Below are 17,821 nucleotides of genomic sequence, written 5' to 3' on the forward strand. Positions count from 1 at the left end.
AAAGGGAGTTGCCGCAACGCTGGCGACCTCCTCTCTCCGTTCTTCACCGGGAGAGGGTAAGGATGAGGGGCACCGCTGTTGTCGAAAGCATTTTCCCAGACCTGATCGGTGGGGACCGAACTCATGGCCGCACAAGCACGACCGAAAAGACCGATCCGCTGGCATATCGCCGTCTTCCTGGCGCCGGCGGTGCTCGTCTATACGGCGATCATGATCCTGCCGCTCGCCGGCACTTTGCAGCTGTCGCTGTTCCGCAACATCGAGCAATCCCAGGTCTTCGTCGGGCTGGCAAACTTCCGCACCCTGTTCGGCGATCCAAACTGGTCGGTGAATTTCTGGAACGCGCTGCGCAACAATGTCTGGTTCTTCATCATCCACATGCTGGTGCAGAACCCGATCGGCGTACTGCTGGCCGCACTTCTGTCCAGCCCCAGGCTGCGCTTTTCGGCCTTCTACCGCACGGCGATCTTCGTGCCGACCATCCTGTCCTTCGTCATCGTCGGCTTCGCCTGGAAGCTCATCCTGTCGCCGCTATGGGGCGTGGCACCGCACATGATGGACCTGGTCGGCCTTAAAAGCCTGTTCACGCCATGGCTCGGCAAGGAGCAGTATGCGCTGACCGCGCTTAGCCTGGTCTCGGTGTGGCAGTTCGTCGGCATCCCCATGATGCTGATCTACGCCGCGCTGCTGTCGATCCCCAATGAGGTCATAGAGGCGGCGGAATGCGATGGCATCACCGGCCTGTCGCAGTTCTGGAAGATCAAGCTGCCGCTGATCCTGCCCTCGATCGGCATCATCTCGATCCTGACCTTCGTCGGCAATTTCAACGCCTTCGACCTGATCTACACCGCGCAGGGCGCGCTCGCCGGGCCGAATTATTCGACCGACATTCTCGGCACCTTCCTCTACCGCGCATTCTTCGGCTTCCAGCTGCAGGTCGGCGACCCCAACATGGGCGCGACCATCGCCACGATCATGTTCCTGATCATCCTCGGCGGTGTCTGCGTCTACCTCTTCCTCATCCAGACGCGCCTGCGTCGATATCAGTTTTAGGGGGCGATATGTCGAGCTTGAGCACCCCCCTCTGTCCTGCCGGACATCTCCCCCGCAAGGGGGGAGATCAGCTGTTGTCACGGCCTTCGCCAGCCACCAGCGATGCAGGAGATGTGTCGGCGCCAAAGCTGCCAATCTCCCCCCTTGCGGGGGAGATGGCCGGCAGGCCAGAGGGGGGTGGCTGGGTGCTGTTCCTCGGCAAAGTAGCTCCTCAGGAGACCATCCAATGAGCACCGCCACCCGTTCGCTGCCCCGCACGATCGGCGCCCATGCGGTCCTGTTGACCTACACGGCGATCGCGCTGTTCCCGGTGATCCTGGTCATCATGAATTCGTTTAAATCCCGCGCCGGCATATTCGGCGCGCCGCTGACACCGCCGACGCCAAAGACCTTCGACCTGATCGGCTATACCACGGTGATCGGCCAGGGCGATTTCATCCACTACTTCCAGAACAGCCTCGTCGTCACGGTCGCCTCGCTGTTCTTCGTGCTGCTGTTCGGCGCCATGGCTGCCTTTGCGCTGTCGGAATACCGCTTTCGCGGCAATACGCTGATGGGCCTCTATCTGGCGCTGGGCATCATGATCCCGATCCGGCTGGCCACCGTCGCCATCCTGCAATTGATGGTGGCGAGCGGGCTGGTCAACACGCTGACGGCGCTGATCCTGGTCTACACCGCGCAAGGCCTGCCGCTGGCTGTCTTCATCCTTTCGGAATTCATGAAGCAGGTGTCCGACGACCTGAAGAACGCCGGCCGCATCGACGGCCTGTCGGAATACACCATCTTCTTCCGGCTGGTGCTGCCGCTGGTGCGGCCATCGATGGCGACAGTCGCAGTGTTCACCATGATCCCGATCTGGAACGATCTGTGGTTCCCGCTGATCCTGGCGCCGTCGGAAGAGACCAAGACTGTGACCCTCGGCGCGCAGCTCTTCCTCGGCCAGTTCGTCACCAACTGGAACGCCATCCTGGCCGCGCTCTCGCTGGCGATCATGCCGGTGCTGATCCTCTACGTCATCTTCTCGCGGCAGTTGATCCGCGGCATCACGTCAGGAGCCGTCAAGTGAATTCGCAATCGCCCCTTCGCGTCGTCGCCGCCGGCCTCGGCAATATGGGCCGCAGCCATGCGCTCGCCTATCACACCAATCCGGGCTTCGAGATCGCCGCGTTGATCAACCGCTCCGACGTGCCGCTGCCGGATGGGCTGTCGGGCTACGGCATCAGGCGCTCCTTCGACGATGCGCTGCGCGACGAAAAGCCCGATGTCGCCTGCATAGCCACTTATTCCGACAGCCACGCCGACTATGCGGTGAGGGCGTTCGAGGCCGGCTGCCATGTCTTCGTCGAAAAGCCCCTGGCGACGACGGTGGCCGACGCCAGGCGCGTCGTCGCGGCCGCCAAGGCCAATGGCAGGAAACTGGTGATCGGCTACATACTGCGCCACCACCCGTCCTGGATCAGGCTGATCGCCGAGGCGCGCAAGCTCGGCGGCCCTTATGTCTTCCGCATGAACCTCAACCAGCAGTCCTCTGGCCATACCTGGGAGACGCACAAGCAATTGATGCGCACGACCTCGCCGATCGTGGACTGCGGCGTGCATTATCTCGACGTCATGCTGCAGATCACCGACGCCAGGCCGGTCGAGGTGCGCGGCATGGGCGTGCGGCTGACCGAGGAGGTGGCGCCCACGATGTACAACTACGGCCACCTCCAGGTGCTGTTCGATGACGGCTCGGTCGGCTGGTACGAGGCCGGCTGGGGACCGATGATTTCGGAGACCGCGTTCTTTGTCAAAGATGTCATCTCGCCGACGGGCTGCGTGTCGATTGTCATGAAGGAAGGCGTTAAGTCCGACGACATCGACACTCACACCAAGACGTCGACCATCCGCCTGCACAGTGCGAAAACCGGCGCGGACGGCAAGTTCGCCAAGCCAGACGAGATGCTGTCGATGGAGGGCGAACCCGGCCACCAGGATCTCTGCGATCTCGAACAGGCTTTTGTCCTCAAGGCGATCCGCGAGGATATCGATCTCACCCGCCATATGGACGACGCCGTGAAATCGCTCGCCGTCTGCCTTGCCGCCGACGAGAGCGTGCGCAGCGGGAAGGCGGTGCGATTGTGAAAACGAGGCTAGCGGTAGGGGTTGCGGCCTACGGCGCCCCCCTCTGGCCTGCCGGCCATCTCCCCCTCAAGGAGGGAGATCAGCTGTCGGCATGGCCTTCGCCAATCACAAACGTCAACAAGAGTGTTTCAGCGTCAAAGCTGCCAATCTCCCCCCTTGAGGGGGAGATGTCCGGCAGGACAGAGGGGGGTGCCCTGGCGCCCACTCATCAATTTGGAGGACTGCCGTGGGCTCGCTGAAGATCGAGAATGTGAAGAAGGCCTTCGGCCCGGTCGAGGTGCTGAAGGGCATCGACCTCGAGGTGACGGATGGCGAATTCGTCGTCTTCGTCGGCCCCTCGGGCTGCGGCAAGTCGACTTTGCTGAGGGTGATCGCCGGGCTGGAGGATTTGACCTCGGGCCGGGTGGTCATCGATGGCGCGGATGTCTCGGCCACGCCGCCGGCCAAGCGCGGCATCGCCATGGTGTTCCAGACCTATGCGCTCTATCCGCACCTGACGGTGAAGAACAATATGGGCCTTGGCCTCAAGCAGGCCGGCACGCCGGCGCCCGAGATCGAGCGCCGCATCGGCATCGCCTCGTCCATGCTGTCGCTTGAGCCCTATCTGGAAAGGCGTCCCGCGGAACTCTCCGGCGGCCAGCGCCAGCGCGTCGCCATCGGCCGCGCCGTGGTGCGCGAGCCAAAGCTGTTCCTGTTCGACGAGCCTTTGTCCAATCTCGACGCGGCACTGCGCGTCAACACGCGGTTGGAAATCGCGCAGCTGCATCGCCGCCTCAAGGCGACGATGATCTACGTCACCCACGACCAGGTCGAGGCGATGACGCTGGCAGACAAGATCGTGGTGCTCAATGCCGGGAAAATCGAGCAGATCGGCGGACCGATGGAACTCTACAATTCGCCGGCGAACGAATTTGTCGCGGGCTTCATCGGCTCGCCGAAGATGAACTTCATCGACGGCGCCAGGCTTGGGGAAACCGCCAAGAGCATCGGCGTGCGGCCGGAGCATCTGACTGTCGACCCGAAATCCGGCGCCTGGAAAGGCACGGTCGTGCATGCCGAGCACCTCGGCGCCGACACCAATCTCTATCTCGACTGCGAGAAGGCCGGGCTGATCACCGTGCGCATTTTCGGTGTTTATGACGCCGAGCCGGGGGCGACACTTTATGCAACGCCGGATCCGGCGAAGACCTATCGGTTTGGCGCGGATGGGAAGGTGCTGAAGTAGTATCGCAACATAGTTGGCGCTGCCCCTCATTCGCCTGCCGGCACCTTCTCCCCGTATAGTGACGGGGAGAAGGAAGATAGCTCCAGCGCCGGCGATTGGCGAAAGCAGCAACGACAGCGTCCTTCTCCCCGTTCTACGGGGAGAAGATGGCGGCAGCCAGATGAGGGGCGGCGCGACTCGTGAAAGTTATGCGTCAGCCCTGAACGTCTGCTTCTGCTGGCCCAACCCTTCGATGCCCAGCTCCACCACGTCGCCGGCCTTCAAGAACACCGGCGGCTTCATGCCCAGGCCGACACCGGGCGGCGTGCCTGTCGAAATGATGTCGCCAGGATGCAGCGACATGAACTGGCTGAGATAGGACACAAGATAGGCGACGCCGTAGACCATGGTCTTCGTCGAGCCGTTCTGCATGGTCTTGCCGTTGACGGTCAGCCACATCTTCAGGTTCTGCGGATCCGAGACCTCGTCCTTGGTCACCAGCCATGGGCCGGTCGGGCCGAACGTGTCGCAGCTCTTGCCCTTGGTCCATTGGCCCTGGCGCTCGGCCTGGAAGGCGCGCTCGGAGACATCGTGCGCGACGCAGTAGCCGGCGACGTATTCGAGCGCATCGGCCTGGCTGACATATTTTGCCGTTTTGCCGATGACGACGCCGAGCTCGACCTCCCAGTCGGTCTTCTCCGAGCCGCGCGGGATCAGCACGTCATCGTCCGGTCCGACGATGGCCGAGCTGGCCTTCATGAAGATGATCGGCTCCGGCGGCACGGTGGCGCCGGTCTCGGCGGCGTGGTCGGAATAGTTGAGGCCGATGCAGATGAACTTGCCGGTGCCGGCAACGCAGGCGCCGAGCCGCGGCTTGCCGGAAACCGCCGGCAGCGACTTTGCGTCGAGCTTGGACAGCATCTCCAGCGAGGCCGGGTGAAGCGTGGTGCCGGCAATGTCGGCGACATGGGCGGAGAGGTCGCGGATCGTCCCATCCGCATCGAGCAGGCCGGGACGTTCGCTCCCCACCTCGCCATAGCGCAGCAGTTTCATTTAGACCCTTCTCCTGGTTGCGGCCTCGCGGCCTTTTGCAAACTCTTCACCGAAACGAATGGCTCCCGTTTGGGAAGCCGGCGGACCGTACCACCGGCCTGATCCAGGGCAAGCGCGGACACCATATAGTGATCGCCGGTGAGCGGGATTTTCAGACTCCTCGATCCGGTCAGATCGACCAGCCACCATCGATATTGTAGGCCTGCCCGGATGTGTAGGTGGCGCCGGCCAGATAGACGGCCAGATCGGCGATTTCCTCCGGCGTGCCGAGCCGGCCCATCGGCTGGCGCGCGATGAAGGCGGCGCGCGCGGCTTCATAATCGCCCTGCGCGTGCATGCGATCCTGCAGCGACGGGCTTTCCACCGTACCGGGGCAGATGGCGTTGCAGCGTATGCCCTTGCCGACATAGTCGGCCGCGACTGCCTTGGTCAGGCCGATCACCGCAGCCTTGGTGACACCATAGGCGAAACGGTTCGGCACGCCCTTCTGCGAACTCGCCAGCGAGGCCATGTTGATAATCGACCCGTCTGCGCGCTCCAGCATGCCGGGCAGCACGGCGCGGATGGTGCGGATCATGGCGCGAACGTTGAGGTTGAGAGCGAAATCGAGATCGCTGTCCTTCATCTCCAGGATCGAGCCGGAGTGGACGAAACCGGCGCAGTTGAACAGCACGTCGACGCGGCCGATCCCGGCGAAGGCGGTGTTGACCGCCTCGTCATTGAGCACGTCGACCTTGCGTGTCTTGATCCCGGCAGTCTTGGCGAGTTCCGCCAGCAGCGTTTCGTTGATGTCGGTGGCATGGACGGTAGCTCCTGCCTTGGCGAAGGCGAGCGCGCTTGCCTTGCCGATGCCTTGCGCCGCTGCCGTGATGACGACGACCTTGCCTGCCAGATCCGCCATGCTGTTCTCCTCCTGGGTTAACTGCCTTTATCGGCGGCCTGCGAAGGCGTCATGTGCCAGTCACAGGCCATGATGTGGCCTGCTCTGTCAGTTCACAGATAAAGATGTTTTTTCTCGTTAAAGAACATAAGCCCGAGCGTCAAGCCCGAACCCGATCTCCATCGTGACAGCATGGAACGTCAGTCGCCGTAGGGCACCCAGACGTTCTTCACCTCGACGGCGCGGCGCAGCAAAACATCGCCAGCGGCTTCTTCCGAGGCCCAGTCGAGGCTACGGCCATTGCCGCTCCAGATACGTTTGAGGTTGCCGACGGACTCGACCTCCGCCTTGGCGCAGGTGTCGGCATCGGCGAACAGCCAGAGCCCATCGACATCGTCATGCTTGGCCAGCACGCCGGCAAGTTCGGCCGTGCGTCCGGTGACGATGTTGATGGCGCCGGCAGGCACGTCGGAATATTCGATGACCTGATAGAGATCGGTGGCGAGCAGCGGATGGCGCTCCGAAGGCACCGCGACCACCGTGTTGCCCATTGCCAGCGCCGGCGCGACCAGTGAGATGAACCCGAGCAGCGGCTGATTGTCGGGCGCGACGATGCCGACGACGCCAACCGGCTCATGCAGCGCCAGCGTCACCGCCCGTGCCGGTGGCTGGTGCACGCGCCCCTCGAACTTGTCGGCAAGTCCGGCATAGAGAAACAACCGCTCGATCGACTGGTCGACCTCCTCGCGTGCCGCCTTGGCGGTCGCGCCCGTGAGCTGGACGAGACGGGCGGCGAACTCCTCCGCCCGGCCGGAGAGGTTTTCCGCCAGATAGTAGAGCACCTGTGAGCGGTTGTAGGCGGTCGCCTCCGGCCAGCTCTTGCAGGCCCGCGCCGCGGAGACGGCATCGCGTATATCCTTGCGGTTGCCCAAGCCGACTTCGCCGGCAAGCTTGCCCTTGGCGGTGACAACCGCCAGCGAGTAGTTGCCATCGGGCCGAACCTGTTTGCCGCCGATGAACAGTTTTGCCGTCCGGTCGATTGCTGCGCCATCGGCCTGTTCAACGGGTTGTGCCGAGACTGTCGCCGGCTTGATGACCGGGCCGAGCGGCAGCTTTGCCGTGAGATATTCGAACATGCCTTCGCGCCCGCCCTCGCGGCCGAAACCGCTCTCGCGGTAGCCGCCGAAGCCGCAGGCGGCGTCGAACATATTGGTGCCGTTGACCCAGATCACGCCGGCCTTCAATTGCGGTGCGACGTGCAAAGCGAGGTTGACGTTTTCGCTCCACACCGAAGCGGCAAGGCCATAGCGGGTGTTGTTGGCGAGCTCGATCGCTTCCTCGGTGTTGCGGAACGTCATGGTCGCCAGAACGGGGCCGAATACTTCTTCCTGGGCGAGAATATTAGCCGGCGAAACGCCGGTAGCGAGGGTCGGCAGATGGTAATAGCCGGATGAGGGCAGCGCCGCATCCGGCTGCCAGCAGACCGCCCCCTGTTTTGCGCCCTCGGCGACCAGGCCCTTGACGCGATCGAGCTGCGTCAGATCGACCAGCGGGCCGATATCGGTGTTCTTGTCCAGCGGGCTGCCGACGCGCAGCCGGCTCATCCTGACCTTGACCTTGGCGAAGAACGCTTCGGCGATGCCTTCCTGCACCAGCAGCCGCGAACCGGCGCAGCAGACCTGTCCCTGGTTGAACCAGATGCCGTCGACCAGGCCTTCGACGGCGCTGTCGAGATCGGCATCCTCGAACACGATGAAGGCCGACTTGCCGCCAAGCTCCAGCGACAGCTTCTTGCCCGAGCCGGCGGTAGCCTTGCGGATGATCTTGCCGACTTCGGAAGACCCGGTGAAGGCGATCTTCTGGATGCCGGGGTGTTTGACGATGGCCGCACCCGCTTCCGGGCCGCCCTGCACGATGTTGACGACGCCTTTCGGCACGCCGGCGCGTTCGCAGATTTCGGCGAACAGGATGGCTGTCAGCGGCGTGAACTCGGCCGGCTTCAGCACCACCGTGCAGCCGGCGGCCAGCGCCGGCGCGATCTTCCAGGCCAGCATCAAGAGCGGAAAGTTCCACGGGATGATCTGGCCGACGACGCCGACGCCCTTGTGGCCGGGGAAATCCCTGTCCAGCGCCTGCGCCCAGCCGGCATGATGGATGAAGTGGCGGATCGCCAGCGGCACGTCGATGTCGCGGCTCTCGCGGATCGGCTTGCCATTGTCGATTGTCTCAAGCACCGCGAGCAGGCGCTGGTGGCGCTGCATGGCGCGGCCGATGGCATAGAGCACTTTTGCCCTGGTATAGCCCGAGGAGGCCGACCATTTCGGCAGCGCCTTGGTGGCCGCCGCGACCGCCGCGTCGATGTCGGCGGCGCCCGCGTCCGAAACCTTGGCCAGCAGCTTGCCGGAAGAAGGCTCGCTGGTCTCGAAGGTCTTGCCGCCCCCAGCCGCCTTCCAGGTGCCGTCGATGAACAATGCCTTGGAAAAATCGCGCACGGCAAGCCAGGCGTCGGCCTCGTTGCGGGCTTCCGGCGCCGGACCGTATTCCATGGCGTGATAGCGTTCGAGAATGTTCATGGGGCCCTCCAGATAATTGCCTCGGCAAGCGCTCTGTCGCGCCCCCCTCTGTCCTGCCGGACATCTCCCCCACAAGGGGGGAGATTGGCAGTTTCAGCGTGTCGCTGCCCTTGCGACGTTGAAAATGGACGAAAACAAGGAAGCGCGTGATCTCCCCCCGTATGGGGGAGATGTCCGGTAGGACAGAGGGGGGCGCCGTAGGGCTCCACGTTCGAGCCCTGACTCAAGCCATCGCGTGGCGATGATTGGCCGAATAATGCCCGGTCAGGTGATGCTCGAGCTGCCTCTCGATATCGGTGAGAAGGCTCGAGGCGCCGAAGCGGAACAGATCCGGTTCCAGCCATGGCCGGCCGAGTTCTTCCTTCATCAGCACCAGCCAGTCGAGCGACACCTTGGCGGTAGAAATGCCGCCGGCCGGCTTGAAGCCGATGAGATAGCCGGTCTCCTCGAAATAGGCCCTGATGGCGCGCACCATGGCAAGGCCGACGGGCAGCGTGGCGTTGACGCTTTCCTTGCCGGTCGAGGTCTTGATGAAATCGGCGCCCGCCATCATTGCCAGCATAGAGGCCAGCATCACATTGCGCAGCGTGGCGAGGTCGCCGGTGCCGAGAATGACCTTCAGATGCGCATCGCCGCAGGCAGCGCGCATCGAGACGATCTCATTGTAGAGCTCGCGCCATTTGGCCCCGAATACCAGGCCGCGCGGGATGACGACATCGATCTCGTCGGCGCCGTCGCGCACCGAGGCCTCGATCTCCTGGAGGCGGGTCGACAGTGGCGCAAGACCATGCGGGAAGGCAGTGGAGACGGCGGCGACATGGATGCCGGTGCCGCGCACGGCGTCGACCGCGGTGGCGACGAACGGATGGTACACGCAGACGGCGGCCGGGCGGATGGGTTCGCCCGCAATGCCCAGGCCCTCGGCGATGTCGCGGCGCAGCGGATTGATCGCTTTGGCGCAAAGCCGGCGCACGCGCTCTTCCGTGTCGTTCGAGTTGAGCGTCGTCAGGTCCATGCAGGCTATCGCCCGCAGCAGCCAGGCCGCCTGGTTGTCGGCCTTGATCGAGCGCCGCTTGGTCAGGCTGGCGACGCGCCGTTCCAGCGCCGAGCGGTTGACGCTGCGCACCGACTCCAGAAAGCCGAGGTCGAGCTTCATGCCGGGATTGCGCGCGATGCGATGATCCAGCGGGAGGGCGGTGTTGGCGGCGGCGCGCGCCGGCAGCGGCATCACCTTGGCCTCGGCCTCGCGGATTGTGCTGCTCATCTCCTGCCCTTTCACTCAGCGACTGCGCTTATGTCTAGGTGTGTATCGTCTTCCCAAACCGCTCGGCACTTTTGGGCGACACGCACGAAGATAGCCCGCGAAGCCGCGCTTCACGAGTCCTCAAGCGAGGATAGCTGAAAAAGGCCGCGAAAGCAGCTAATTTTTGACCAGAAGGTCAAAAGCTCGATCGCCGGAGAAGAGCAGGCCTCAGCCGACGAAGGCGCGCTCGACGACAAAAGTCGAGGGATGGCTGAGCGAGCCTTCCTGGAAACCGAGGCTCTCGGCCATCTCCTTGACGTCCTTGAGCATATGCATCGAGCCGCAGATCATGATGCGGTCGGTCTCGGGATTGAGCTTCTCTATGCCGAGGTCGGCGTAGAATTTGCCGGAGCCGATCAGCGCGGTGATACGGCCCATGCGGGCCGACTCCTCGCGGGTCGTGGAGTTGTAGAGCGTGACACGGCCGCCGGTCAGTTCGCCGATCAGCGGGTCGCTTTCGAGCGCCGCCACCAGTTCCTGGCCATAGGTCAGCTCGGCATTGTCACGGCAGGTGTGGGTCAGGACCAGCTGCTCGAATTTTTCATAAGTGTCAGGGTCACGCAGCAGGCTGGCGAAGGGCGCGATGCCGGTGCCGGTGGAGATCATGAACAGCCGCTTGGCCGGCGTCAGCGCGTCGACCACCAGCGTGCCGGTCGACTTCTGGCGCATGATGACGGTGTCGCCGACCTGGATCTTCTGCAACTCCGAGGTCAGGGGGCCGTCCGGTACCTTGATGGAAAAGAATTCCAGCTCTTCGTCCCAGGCCGGGCTGGCCACCGAATAGGCGCGGAACACCGGCTTCTCGGCATTGGGCAGGCCGATCATGACGAATTCGCCGGAACGGAAGCGCAGCGACTGCGGACGGGTGATGCGGAACGAGAACAGCCGGTCGGTGTAGTGCTTCACCGAGACCACGGTTTCGGCATAGACATTGGCTGGAATCGGAAATTGCAGCGGGCGGGCGCCGGCGGTGTTGAACGCGGATGTGGTGTTCATCAAATCCAACCTTCTGGCCCAACTCACGAACGCGGGCGCCAAACCTTATTCCTGCGCGCCCGGACCGTTCAGGTTCCGGCGTGCTGCTCGCACACTCCAAAGCGGTAAGCTCTTGTGTCCGGAATTTATTAGTATACAAACGATATTTGCGTCAAGATGCCGCCGTAAAACACCTTTCCAAACTGTGACATATCCGTAGTCCCAGCATTTCGGGTTTCGACAATGAAAGAGAATTTTTCAGTGCAGCCGCCGGATTCCCTGGGCAGTGTCGTCGCCGGCATCGACGTCGGCGGAACCTTCACCGATCTGCTTCTGATTGATGGCAAGGATGGCGGGCGGGTACATATCGCCAAGACGCCCACGACCGTCGACAACCAGGCCTTCGGCGTCGTTTCGGCGCTCGATACCACCGGCTTTCCGATCGACGGCATCGATCTTATCGTGCATGGCACGACGACAACCACCAACGCGGTGCTCGAACGCCGGCTGGCGAAGACCGGCATGATCACCACGCGCGGCTTTCGCGACGTGATCGAGCTCGGCCGGCGCACGCGGCCGCAGCCCTATGGCATGACCGGCACCTTTGTTCCGGTCATCCCGCGCAACCTGCGGCTCGAAGTGTCCGAGCGCGTCGAGGCGTCGGGAGCGGTACGCATGCCACTCGACGAAGCCGAAATGCGCGAGGCGGTGAAGGCGCTGATCGATGCCGGCTGCGAATCCCTGGTCATCCACTTCCTGCATTCCTACGCTAACCCTTCGCACGAGCGGCGCGCCGCCGAGATCGCCGCCGAACTCTGGCCGAACGACTACATCACCGCGGGTCATGCGCTGCTGTCGGAAGCGCGCGAATTCGAGCGCGGCGTCACCGCCTCGGTCAACGCTTCGGTGCAGCCGATCCTCGAGCGCTATGTCGAGCGGCTGCGCAAGGAACTCGCCGACAAAGGCTACGCCCGCGACTTCCTGATCATGAACGGCAATGGCGGTATGATCTCGGCCCGCTTCGTCACACGTGAATCGGCCAAGACCGTGATGTCCGGCCCGGCCTCGGGCGTCATCGCCGCCGCCTACACGGGCAAGCGCGCCGGCTTCGAAAATCTCGTCACCTACGACATGGGCGGCACCTCGACCGACGTGGCGCTGATCCGCAACGCCGAACCGGCGGTTTCAAACGAGATCGAGATCGAATACGCCATGCCCATCCATGTGCCGATGGTGGCGGTGCACACGGTCGGGGCCGGCGGCGGCTCGATCGCGCGCGTCGACGCGGCAGGCCTGATCCAGATCGGCCCGGAAAGTGCCGGCGCCAATCCAGGCCCGATCTGCTACGGCCGCGGCGGCCTGCAGCCGACCATCACCGACGCCAATCTGGTGCTCGGCCGGCTGGCGTCGAAGAAGCTGCTTGCCGTCGACAATCCGGCCACATCAGAGCGTGTCACCGGCATTTTCGCCGACAGGATCGGCAAGGCGACGGGCTTGTCCGGCGTCGAAGCAGCCGGCGCGGTGCTCAGGCTCGGCAACATGAAGATGGCCGGCGCCATCCGCATGGTGTCGGTGTCGCGCGGTCACGATCCGCGCGATTTCGCGCTGTTCGCCTTCGGCGGCGCCGGCCCGCTGCACGCCACCGCTCTGGCGCGCGAACTTGGACTGCCCCGGGTGCTGGTGCCGGCACGGCCCGGCATCACCAATGCGCTCGGCTGCGTCGTCGCCGATCTGCGCCATGATTTCGTCAACACCATCAACCGGCCGGTAGGCGTTCTTGATGAAAGCCAGCTCCATCGGGTTTTGGAACGGCATCGAAACGAAGGCGAGGAGCTGATCGCCAAGGAGGCGGTGAAACCGCAGACCATCCGCGTCACCCATTCCGCCGACATGCAGTTCGTCGGCCAGACCCACATCATCAACGTGCCGCTGCCGTCCTCGTCGGTGACCCGGCAGGAGCTGCAGGCGCTGTTCGAAAAGGCCTATTTCGCGCGCTTCAAGGTCGAGCTGCCGGAAATCCGCGCCAATCTGGTCAACTTGAACACCTCGGTGACGGGTGTCAGGCCGGCGATCGATCTGTCGCGGCTGATCGACCCCGCCGGGCGGGCAAAGACGCTCGACGAGGCCCGGCGCGAGATCCGGCCGGTCTGGTACAGCGGGCGCTGGCATGACACGCCCGTATACGCACGCGAAGAACTGCCGCTCGATGTGATCATCGAAGGGCCCGCGATCCTCGAACAGATGGACGCTACCACGGTGCTCGAACCCGGCGACCGTGCCCGCTCGGACGCCGACGGCAACATCATCATCGACATTGGCGAGGCCTGAGATGCAAAAGCTCGACGCCATCACGCTCTCGGTTCTCCAGGCAGCCCTGCAGCAGGTCTGCGATGAGATGGACCTGACCTTTTCCCGCGCCGCCTTCTCACCTGTCATCGCCGAGGCCAATGACCGCTCCGACGGCATCTATTCGGCCGTCGACGGCTCGCTGATCGCGCAAGGCAGCCAGGGCCTGCCGGTATTCGTCGGCGTCATGCAATATTCGACCAGGACGGTGATCGAGATGATCGCCGACGGCCGCTGCCTGGCCCCGGAGCCGGGCGATATCTACATCGTCAACGACCCGTATCTCGGCGGCACGCATCTGATGGACGTGCGCTTCGTCATGCCGGTCTACCGGGACGGCAAGATTTTCTGTTGGCTGTCCAACACCGGTCATTGGCCCGACATTGGCGGTTCGGTGCCCGGCGGCTTCTCGGCTTCGGCGACGGCGGTCGAGCAGGAAGGCTTGCGGCTGCCGCCGGTCAAACTGTTCAAGAAAGGCGTACTCGACCCGGAGATCTACGCCATCATCTGTTCGAACATCCGCGTCGCCGACCAGCGCATCGGCGACATCAGGGCGCAGGCTGCCGCACTGCTGATCGGCCAGGATCGGCTCAATGGAATTCTGGATCGTTACGGAGACGAAACTGTTGTCGAGGCGATCGCAGAACTGCGCCGCCGCGCCGCCGAGCAGATGCGCGCCAACATAGCGGCCATTCCCGACGGGACCTACCGCTCGAAGGCCTTCGTCGATTCCGACGGCGTGGTCAACGAGCCGCTGACCATCGCGCTCGCCGTCGAGAAGAAGGGCGACACCCTGATTTTCGATTTCGCCGGCTCGTCAAAGCCCTGCGCGGGGCCGATGAACAGCGTGCTGGCGACCACCTTGTCCTCGGTTTATCTCGCCATGCGCCATATCTTCCCCGATGTGCCGATCAGCGCCGGCGCCTTCGAGCCGCTCGAGGTCAAGCGGCCGGAGGGTACCTTCCTGGATGCCAGATATCCCCGCCCGGTCTCGGGCTGCGCCGCGGAAGTGTCGCAGCGCATCGCCGAGGCGGTGTTCGCGGCCATGGTGCAGGCGCTGCCCGACAAGGTAACGGCGGCGCCCGCCGGCTCCAGCGGCAATTTCGCGCTCGGCGGCAACGATCCGGCGCGCGGCCGCGACTATGTCATGTACCAGATCTCTGGTGGCGGCTATGGCGGCAATGCCGGCCATGACGGGCTGACCAATGGCTGCTCGACCATCGGCATCTCCAAGTCGCCGCCGGTCGAGATCATGGAGCAGGCCTTTCCGGTGCTTTACCGTCACTATGCGTTGCGCGAGGGCTCGGGCGGCGCCGGCAAACATCGCGGCGGCTTTGGCCTTGCCTACGAGGTCGAGATCCTGCGTGGAGAAGCCCGCGCCTCCTTTGTCATGGACCATGGCCGCTTCGGCCCGCAAGGCGCGCTCGGCGGCCGGGATGGCGAGCCCAACACGGTGGCCGTCATCCGCGACGGGAAGGAACATGTGCCGCCGCACCTCTCCAAGGAGCAGGACATCGCGCTCAAGGCCGGTGACCGCGTCCGCGTCGGTACGCCGGGTGGTGGCGGCTACGGCGATCCGCGTGAGCGCGATCCGGAACTGGTGGCTCAGGACGTCAGGCTTGGTTATTATACGGCTGAACAGGCCAGGGATTTGTTCGGCGCCGCATGAACTCGCTGGCGCCTTGTTCGACCCGGAGGAGTAAGGCCGCGGCCTGGTCCGGCTTGCTCGGAAATCGTTTTGGCCTCTCCTGCGGGTCCATGATATGATTTGCGAATGAAGTATCTTAATTCAAGAACCGGCCGCTCAGCCAAGACGGGTCATTTCGTGCTGACGAGAGCGCATGGCGAGAAAATCAGCGCTGTCGAAGGTATGAAGTTGTCGTCCCGCATGGCGAAGATACTCAACCATAGTGTGCGGCAAGGGTTGTCCGGTGACGAGCGGCGCTCGCTGATCAAAGAAGAAATCCGCAAAAAGAAATAGGCCGTTGGTCTACGCTGCCGAGTTCGATCCACTCTGCTACCCCGGCACGACCGTGCTTATGAATCTGCTTGATATCCGCGAGCAGGCAGAGCTCGATGAGGTCGAGCTCGCCTTGTTCCTGACTCGCGCGGACGAGCCCCTTCCGGCAGGCGAACTCGACTACCGTCACTATCTCCACCTGCATCGGCACCTGTTCCAAGACGTGTATGCTTGGGCCGGTCAGCCGCGCACCATTCGGATCGGCAAGGGTGGCAGCTGGTTTTGCTATCCCGAGCACATCGCCAGCGAGATGGTTCGGGTGTTCCGTGAACTTGGCGACCCCGACTCCTTGGCAGACCTAGACAGCCTCGGTTTTGCGAGGCACGTGGCCCACGTCGTTGCGGAGGTCAATGCCGTTCATCCTTTTCGCGAAGGCAACGGCCGTACCCAACTCACCTTCCTTGCAATGCTTGCTGAACATGCGGGCTTCACATTCAACGCCGATATCCTGGAGCGAGATCGCGTTATTCAGGCGATGATTGACAGCTTCGGTGGTTCCGAGGCGCCGCTTCAAACGCTTATCGAAGACATCATCGCGTAGCTCAGCCGCTCACCCCCTCCGGTCCAGCTTCGCCACCAGCCGGTCGCCCACCCACTGGATGCCGCAGACCAGGATGATCAGCACGATCACCACGGCGATCATCACTGACGTCTCGAACCGCTGGTAGCCGTAGCGGATGGCGAGGTCTCCGAGGCCGCCGGCGCCGATCGCGCCGGCCATGGCGGAGGCGCCGACCAGCGTCACCAGCGTCACGGTGAAGCCCGCGACGATGCCTGGCAGCGCTTCCGGCACCAGCACCTCGCGGATGATCGTCCAGCGGTTGCCGCCCATGGCGCGCGCCGCCTCGATCAGGCCATGGTCCACCTCGCGCAGCGACACTTCGGCGATGCGCGCGTAGTAGGGCGTGGCGGCGATCGACAGCGGCACGATCGCCGCCCAGGTGCCGATCGAGGTACCGACGATCAGCCGCGTCACCGGGATCAGCGCCACCAAAAGGATGATGAACGGCACCGACCGGAAGCCGTTGATGACTGCGCCGAGCACGCGGTTGACCCACAGGCTTTCGGCGATGCCGCCGCGTTCGGTGGCGATCAAGGCGAGACCAAGCGGCAGGCCGAAAACCAGCGAGATGAGGCCGGAAGCGGCCGTCATCAGCACCGTCTCCCAGATCGACCGCAGCAGAAGCTCAAACAGGATCGGCGACATGGCCAAGCACCTCCACCCGCGCCTGGCGCGATTTCAGGAATGCGATCACTCGCGCGAGATGGCTTGCATCGCTGCCGGGGACAGACAGGAACAGTGTGCCCACCGGCTGCTGCTGGATATGGTCGATGCCGCCATGGACGAGGCGGAACGTGCCAGGCACGAGCGTCGCGAGATCGGACAAGAGCGGGCTTTGCGCGGCCTCCCCGGCCACATCCACGCGCAGGATCGTCTCCGCGCCGGTCGCGGGCAGCAGCCGGGCCAAGAGCTCGGCCGGCAGTTGCGGCCGGATGGCGCCAAGCAGGCTTTTCGTGATCGGCGACCGCGGCTCGGCAAACACCGACCAGACCGGGCCTTGCTCGACGAAGCGCCCGGCGTCGATCACCGCCACGCGGTCGCCGATCGAGCGGATCACCTCCATCTCATGGGTGATCAAAAGGATGGTCAGGCCAAGCTGCCGGTTGATGTCCCTCAGCAAGGCGAGGATGGACCGCGTCGTCTCCGGGTCAAGCGCGGAGGTGGCTTCATCCGACAACAGCAGCGCCGGCCGCGCGGCCAGCGCCCTGGCGATGCCGACGCGCTGCTTCTGCCCACCCGACAGCGATGCCGGATACGCCTTTGCCTTCTCCGACAGGCCGACCAGTTCAAGCAGTTCGGCGGCGCGGCGCAGCCGCTCCGCCTTCGGGCGGCCCTCGATCTTGAGCGGCAGCGCCACATTGTCCTCGACGGTCTTGGCCGACAAAAGGTTGAAATGCTGGAAGATCATGCCGATGCGCCGCCGCAGCGGCTGCAGGTCGCGCTCGCCGAGCCGGCTGATCTCGCGGCCTTCGATGAAAACCTCGCCGGAATCCGGCCGCTCCAGTCCGTTCAGGCAGCGGATCAGCGTCGATTTGCCGGCGCCGCTGCGTCCGATGATGCCGAGGATCTCCCCCTTGCGCGCCGTCAGCGAAATGCCGTCGAGTGCCGCCGTCGCGCCGAAGCGGCGCTTCAGGTCGACGAGCCGCACCACGTCTTGCGGCGGTGGGCCTGTGCCCTCCATGGCTTCTGCGGTTGCTGAGAAATGCTGGTTCATGCGCGGATCCCGAA

15 protein-coding genes are annotated in these 17,821 nt (G+C 64.0%); 8 read left to right on the forward strand and 7 right to left on the reverse strand.

Translation table 11 applies throughout. The features are described from left to right. The first annotated feature begins 123 nt into the window (after positions 1-123). From FJ426_RS03780 to FJ426_RS03805, 4 genes are all read left to right on the forward strand, one after another. The gene (locus tag FJ426_RS03780; RefSeq protein WP_140524307.1) at positions 124-1,053 is read left to right on the forward strand and encodes a sugar ABC transporter permease; all 930 of its coding nucleotides are present in this window, start codon (positions 124-126) and stop codon (positions 1,051-1,053) included. A gap of 226 nt (positions 1,054-1,279) precedes the next feature. Beyond that, the gene (locus tag FJ426_RS03790; RefSeq protein WP_140551691.1) at positions 1,280-2,119 is read left to right on the forward strand and encodes a carbohydrate ABC transporter permease; all 840 of its coding nucleotides are present in this window, start codon (positions 1,280-1,282) and stop codon (positions 2,117-2,119) included. Beyond that, positions 2,116-3,177: a Gfo/Idh/MocA family oxidoreductase gene (locus tag FJ426_RS03795; protein WP_140514220.1), complete on the forward strand. Its 1,062-nt coding sequence runs from the start codon at positions 2,116-2,118 to the stop codon at positions 3,175-3,177. The genes FJ426_RS03790 and FJ426_RS03795 overlap by 4 nt, the downstream gene beginning before the upstream one ends. A 226-nt stretch (positions 3,178-3,403) precedes the next feature. Further along, positions 3,404-4,402 carry an ABC transporter ATP-binding protein gene (locus tag FJ426_RS03805; protein WP_140559100.1) on the forward strand — a complete coding sequence of 333 codons (999 nt, stop codon included), beginning with the start codon at positions 3,404-3,406 and terminating at the stop codon, positions 4,400-4,402. A gap of 186 nt (positions 4,403-4,588) precedes the next feature. Here the strand turns inward: FJ426_RS03805 and FJ426_RS03810 are convergent, their stop codons facing one another. The 5 genes from FJ426_RS03810 to FJ426_RS03835 all read right to left on the reverse strand — a co-directional run bounded on the left by FJ426_RS03810 (position 4,589) and on the right by FJ426_RS03835 (position 11,186). Further along, a complete protein-coding gene (locus FJ426_RS03810) occupies positions 4,589-5,434 on the reverse strand; it encodes a fumarylacetoacetate hydrolase family protein (protein ID WP_140559099.1) in 846 nt (281 codons plus the stop codon). Positions 5,435-5,603: 169 nt separating this feature from the next. Further along, positions 5,604-6,335 carry an SDR family oxidoreductase gene (locus tag FJ426_RS03815; protein WP_140514227.1) on the reverse strand — a complete coding sequence of 244 codons (732 nt, stop codon included), beginning with the start codon at positions 6,333-6,335 and terminating at the stop codon, positions 5,604-5,606. Positions 6,336-6,514: 179 nt separating this feature from the next. Further along, entirely contained in the window at positions 6,515-8,887 is a 2,373-nt protein-coding gene (locus FJ426_RS03820) for an aldehyde dehydrogenase family protein (RefSeq protein WP_140559098.1), read from the reverse strand. Positions 8,888-9,110: 223 nt separating this feature from the next. Beyond that, positions 9,111-10,151 (reverse strand): deoxyribose-phosphate aldolase, encoded by a 1,041-nt coding sequence (gene deoC, locus FJ426_RS03830; RefSeq protein WP_140559097.1) that lies wholly within the window; start codon positions 10,149-10,151, stop codon positions 9,111-9,113. Positions 10,152-10,358: 207 nt separating this feature from the next. Beyond that, positions 10,359-11,186, reverse strand: a complete 828-nt coding sequence (locus FJ426_RS03835; RefSeq protein WP_140491577.1) for a ferredoxin--NADP reductase — start codon at positions 11,184-11,186, stop codon at positions 10,359-10,361. A gap of 222 nt (positions 11,187-11,408) precedes the next feature. On the opposite strand from FJ426_RS03835, the gene FJ426_RS03840 reads away from it, so the two are divergent. The 4 genes from FJ426_RS03840 (at position 11,409) to FJ426_RS03855 (ending at position 16,072) form a co-directional block, all read left to right on the forward strand. Then, positions 11,409-13,493 (forward strand): hydantoinase/oxoprolinase family protein, encoded by a 2,085-nt coding sequence (locus FJ426_RS03840; protein ID WP_140559096.1) that lies wholly within the window; start codon positions 11,409-11,411, stop codon positions 13,491-13,493. 1 nt (position 13,494) lies between these two features. Next, a complete protein-coding gene (locus FJ426_RS03845) occupies positions 13,495-15,180 on the forward strand; it encodes a hydantoinase B/oxoprolinase family protein (protein WP_140559095.1) in 1,686 nt (561 codons plus the stop codon). Between the two features lie 105 nt (positions 15,181-15,285). Beyond that, complete coding sequence (locus FJ426_RS03850) at positions 15,286-15,492, forward strand: hypothetical protein (RefSeq protein ID WP_140491571.1); 207 nt, start codon at positions 15,286-15,288, stop codon at positions 15,490-15,492. A gap of 4 nt (positions 15,493-15,496) precedes the next feature. Beyond that, entirely contained in the window at positions 15,497-16,072 is a 576-nt protein-coding gene (locus FJ426_RS03855; RefSeq protein ID WP_246675480.1) for a Fic family protein, read from the forward strand. Positions 16,073-16,081: 9 nt separating this feature from the next. Here the strand turns inward: FJ426_RS03855 and FJ426_RS03860 are convergent, their stop codons facing one another. Together FJ426_RS03860 and FJ426_RS03865 are read right to left on the reverse strand one after the other, a co-directional pair. Next, positions 16,082-16,738, reverse strand: a complete 657-nt coding sequence (locus tag FJ426_RS03860; protein ID WP_140491569.1) for a methionine ABC transporter permease — start codon at positions 16,736-16,738, stop codon at positions 16,082-16,084. Continuing rightward, positions 16,719-17,807: a methionine ABC transporter ATP-binding protein gene (locus tag FJ426_RS03865; protein WP_140491567.1), complete on the reverse strand. Its 1,089-nt coding sequence runs from the start codon at positions 17,805-17,807 to the stop codon at positions 16,719-16,721. The genes FJ426_RS03860 and FJ426_RS03865 overlap by 20 nt, the downstream gene beginning before the upstream one ends. Between the last annotated feature and the right edge of the window lie 14 nt (positions 17,808-17,821).

Source organism: Mesorhizobium sp. B2-6-4, from assembly GCF_006441495.1.
Taxonomy (GTDB): Bacteria; Pseudomonadota; Alphaproteobacteria; order Rhizobiales; family Rhizobiaceae; genus Mesorhizobium.

What these genes read in the sequence shown, in the direction of transcription:
- FJ426_RS03780 (WP_140524307.1), top strand. Translation starts at nt 124, where the DNA reads ATGGCCGCACAAGCACGACCGAAAAGACCGATCCGCTGGCATATCGCC.
- FJ426_RS03790 (WP_140551691.1), top strand. Translation starts at nt 1,280, where the DNA reads ATGAGCACCGCCACCCGTTCGCTGCCCCGCACGATCGGCGCCCATGCG.
- FJ426_RS03810 (WP_140559099.1), bottom strand. Translation starts at nt 5,434, where the DNA reads ATGAAACTGCTGCGCTATGGCGAGGTGGGGAGCGAACGTCCCGGCCTG.
- FJ426_RS03815 (WP_140514227.1), bottom strand. Translation starts at nt 6,335, where the DNA reads ATGGCGGATCTGGCAGGCAAGGTCGTCGTCATCACGGCAGCGGCGCAA.
- FJ426_RS03820 (WP_140559098.1), bottom strand. Translation starts at nt 8,887, where the DNA reads ATGAACATTCTCGAACGCTATCACGCCATGGAATACGGTCCGGCGCCG.
- deoC (WP_140559097.1), bottom strand. Translation starts at nt 10,151, where the DNA reads ATGAGCAGCACAATCCGCGAGGCCGAGGCCAAGGTGATGCCGCTGCCG.
- FJ426_RS03835 (WP_140491577.1), bottom strand. Translation starts at nt 11,186, where the DNA reads ATGAACACCACATCCGCGTTCAACACCGCCGGCGCCCGCCCGCTGCAA.
- FJ426_RS03840 (WP_140559096.1), top strand. Translation starts at nt 11,409, where the DNA reads ATGAAAGAGAATTTTTCAGTGCAGCCGCCGGATTCCCTGGGCAGTGTC.
- FJ426_RS03845 (WP_140559095.1), top strand. Translation starts at nt 13,495, where the DNA reads ATGCAAAAGCTCGACGCCATCACGCTCTCGGTTCTCCAGGCAGCCCTG.
- FJ426_RS03850 (WP_140491571.1), top strand. Translation starts at nt 15,286, where the DNA reads ATGAAGTATCTTAATTCAAGAACCGGCCGCTCAGCCAAGACGGGTCAT.
- FJ426_RS03860 (WP_140491569.1), bottom strand. Translation starts at nt 16,738, where the DNA reads ATGTCGCCGATCCTGTTTGAGCTTCTGCTGCGGTCGATCTGGGAGACG.
- FJ426_RS03865 (WP_140491567.1), bottom strand. Translation starts at nt 17,807, where the DNA reads ATGAACCAGCATTTCTCAGCAACCGCAGAAGCCATGGAGGGCACAGGC.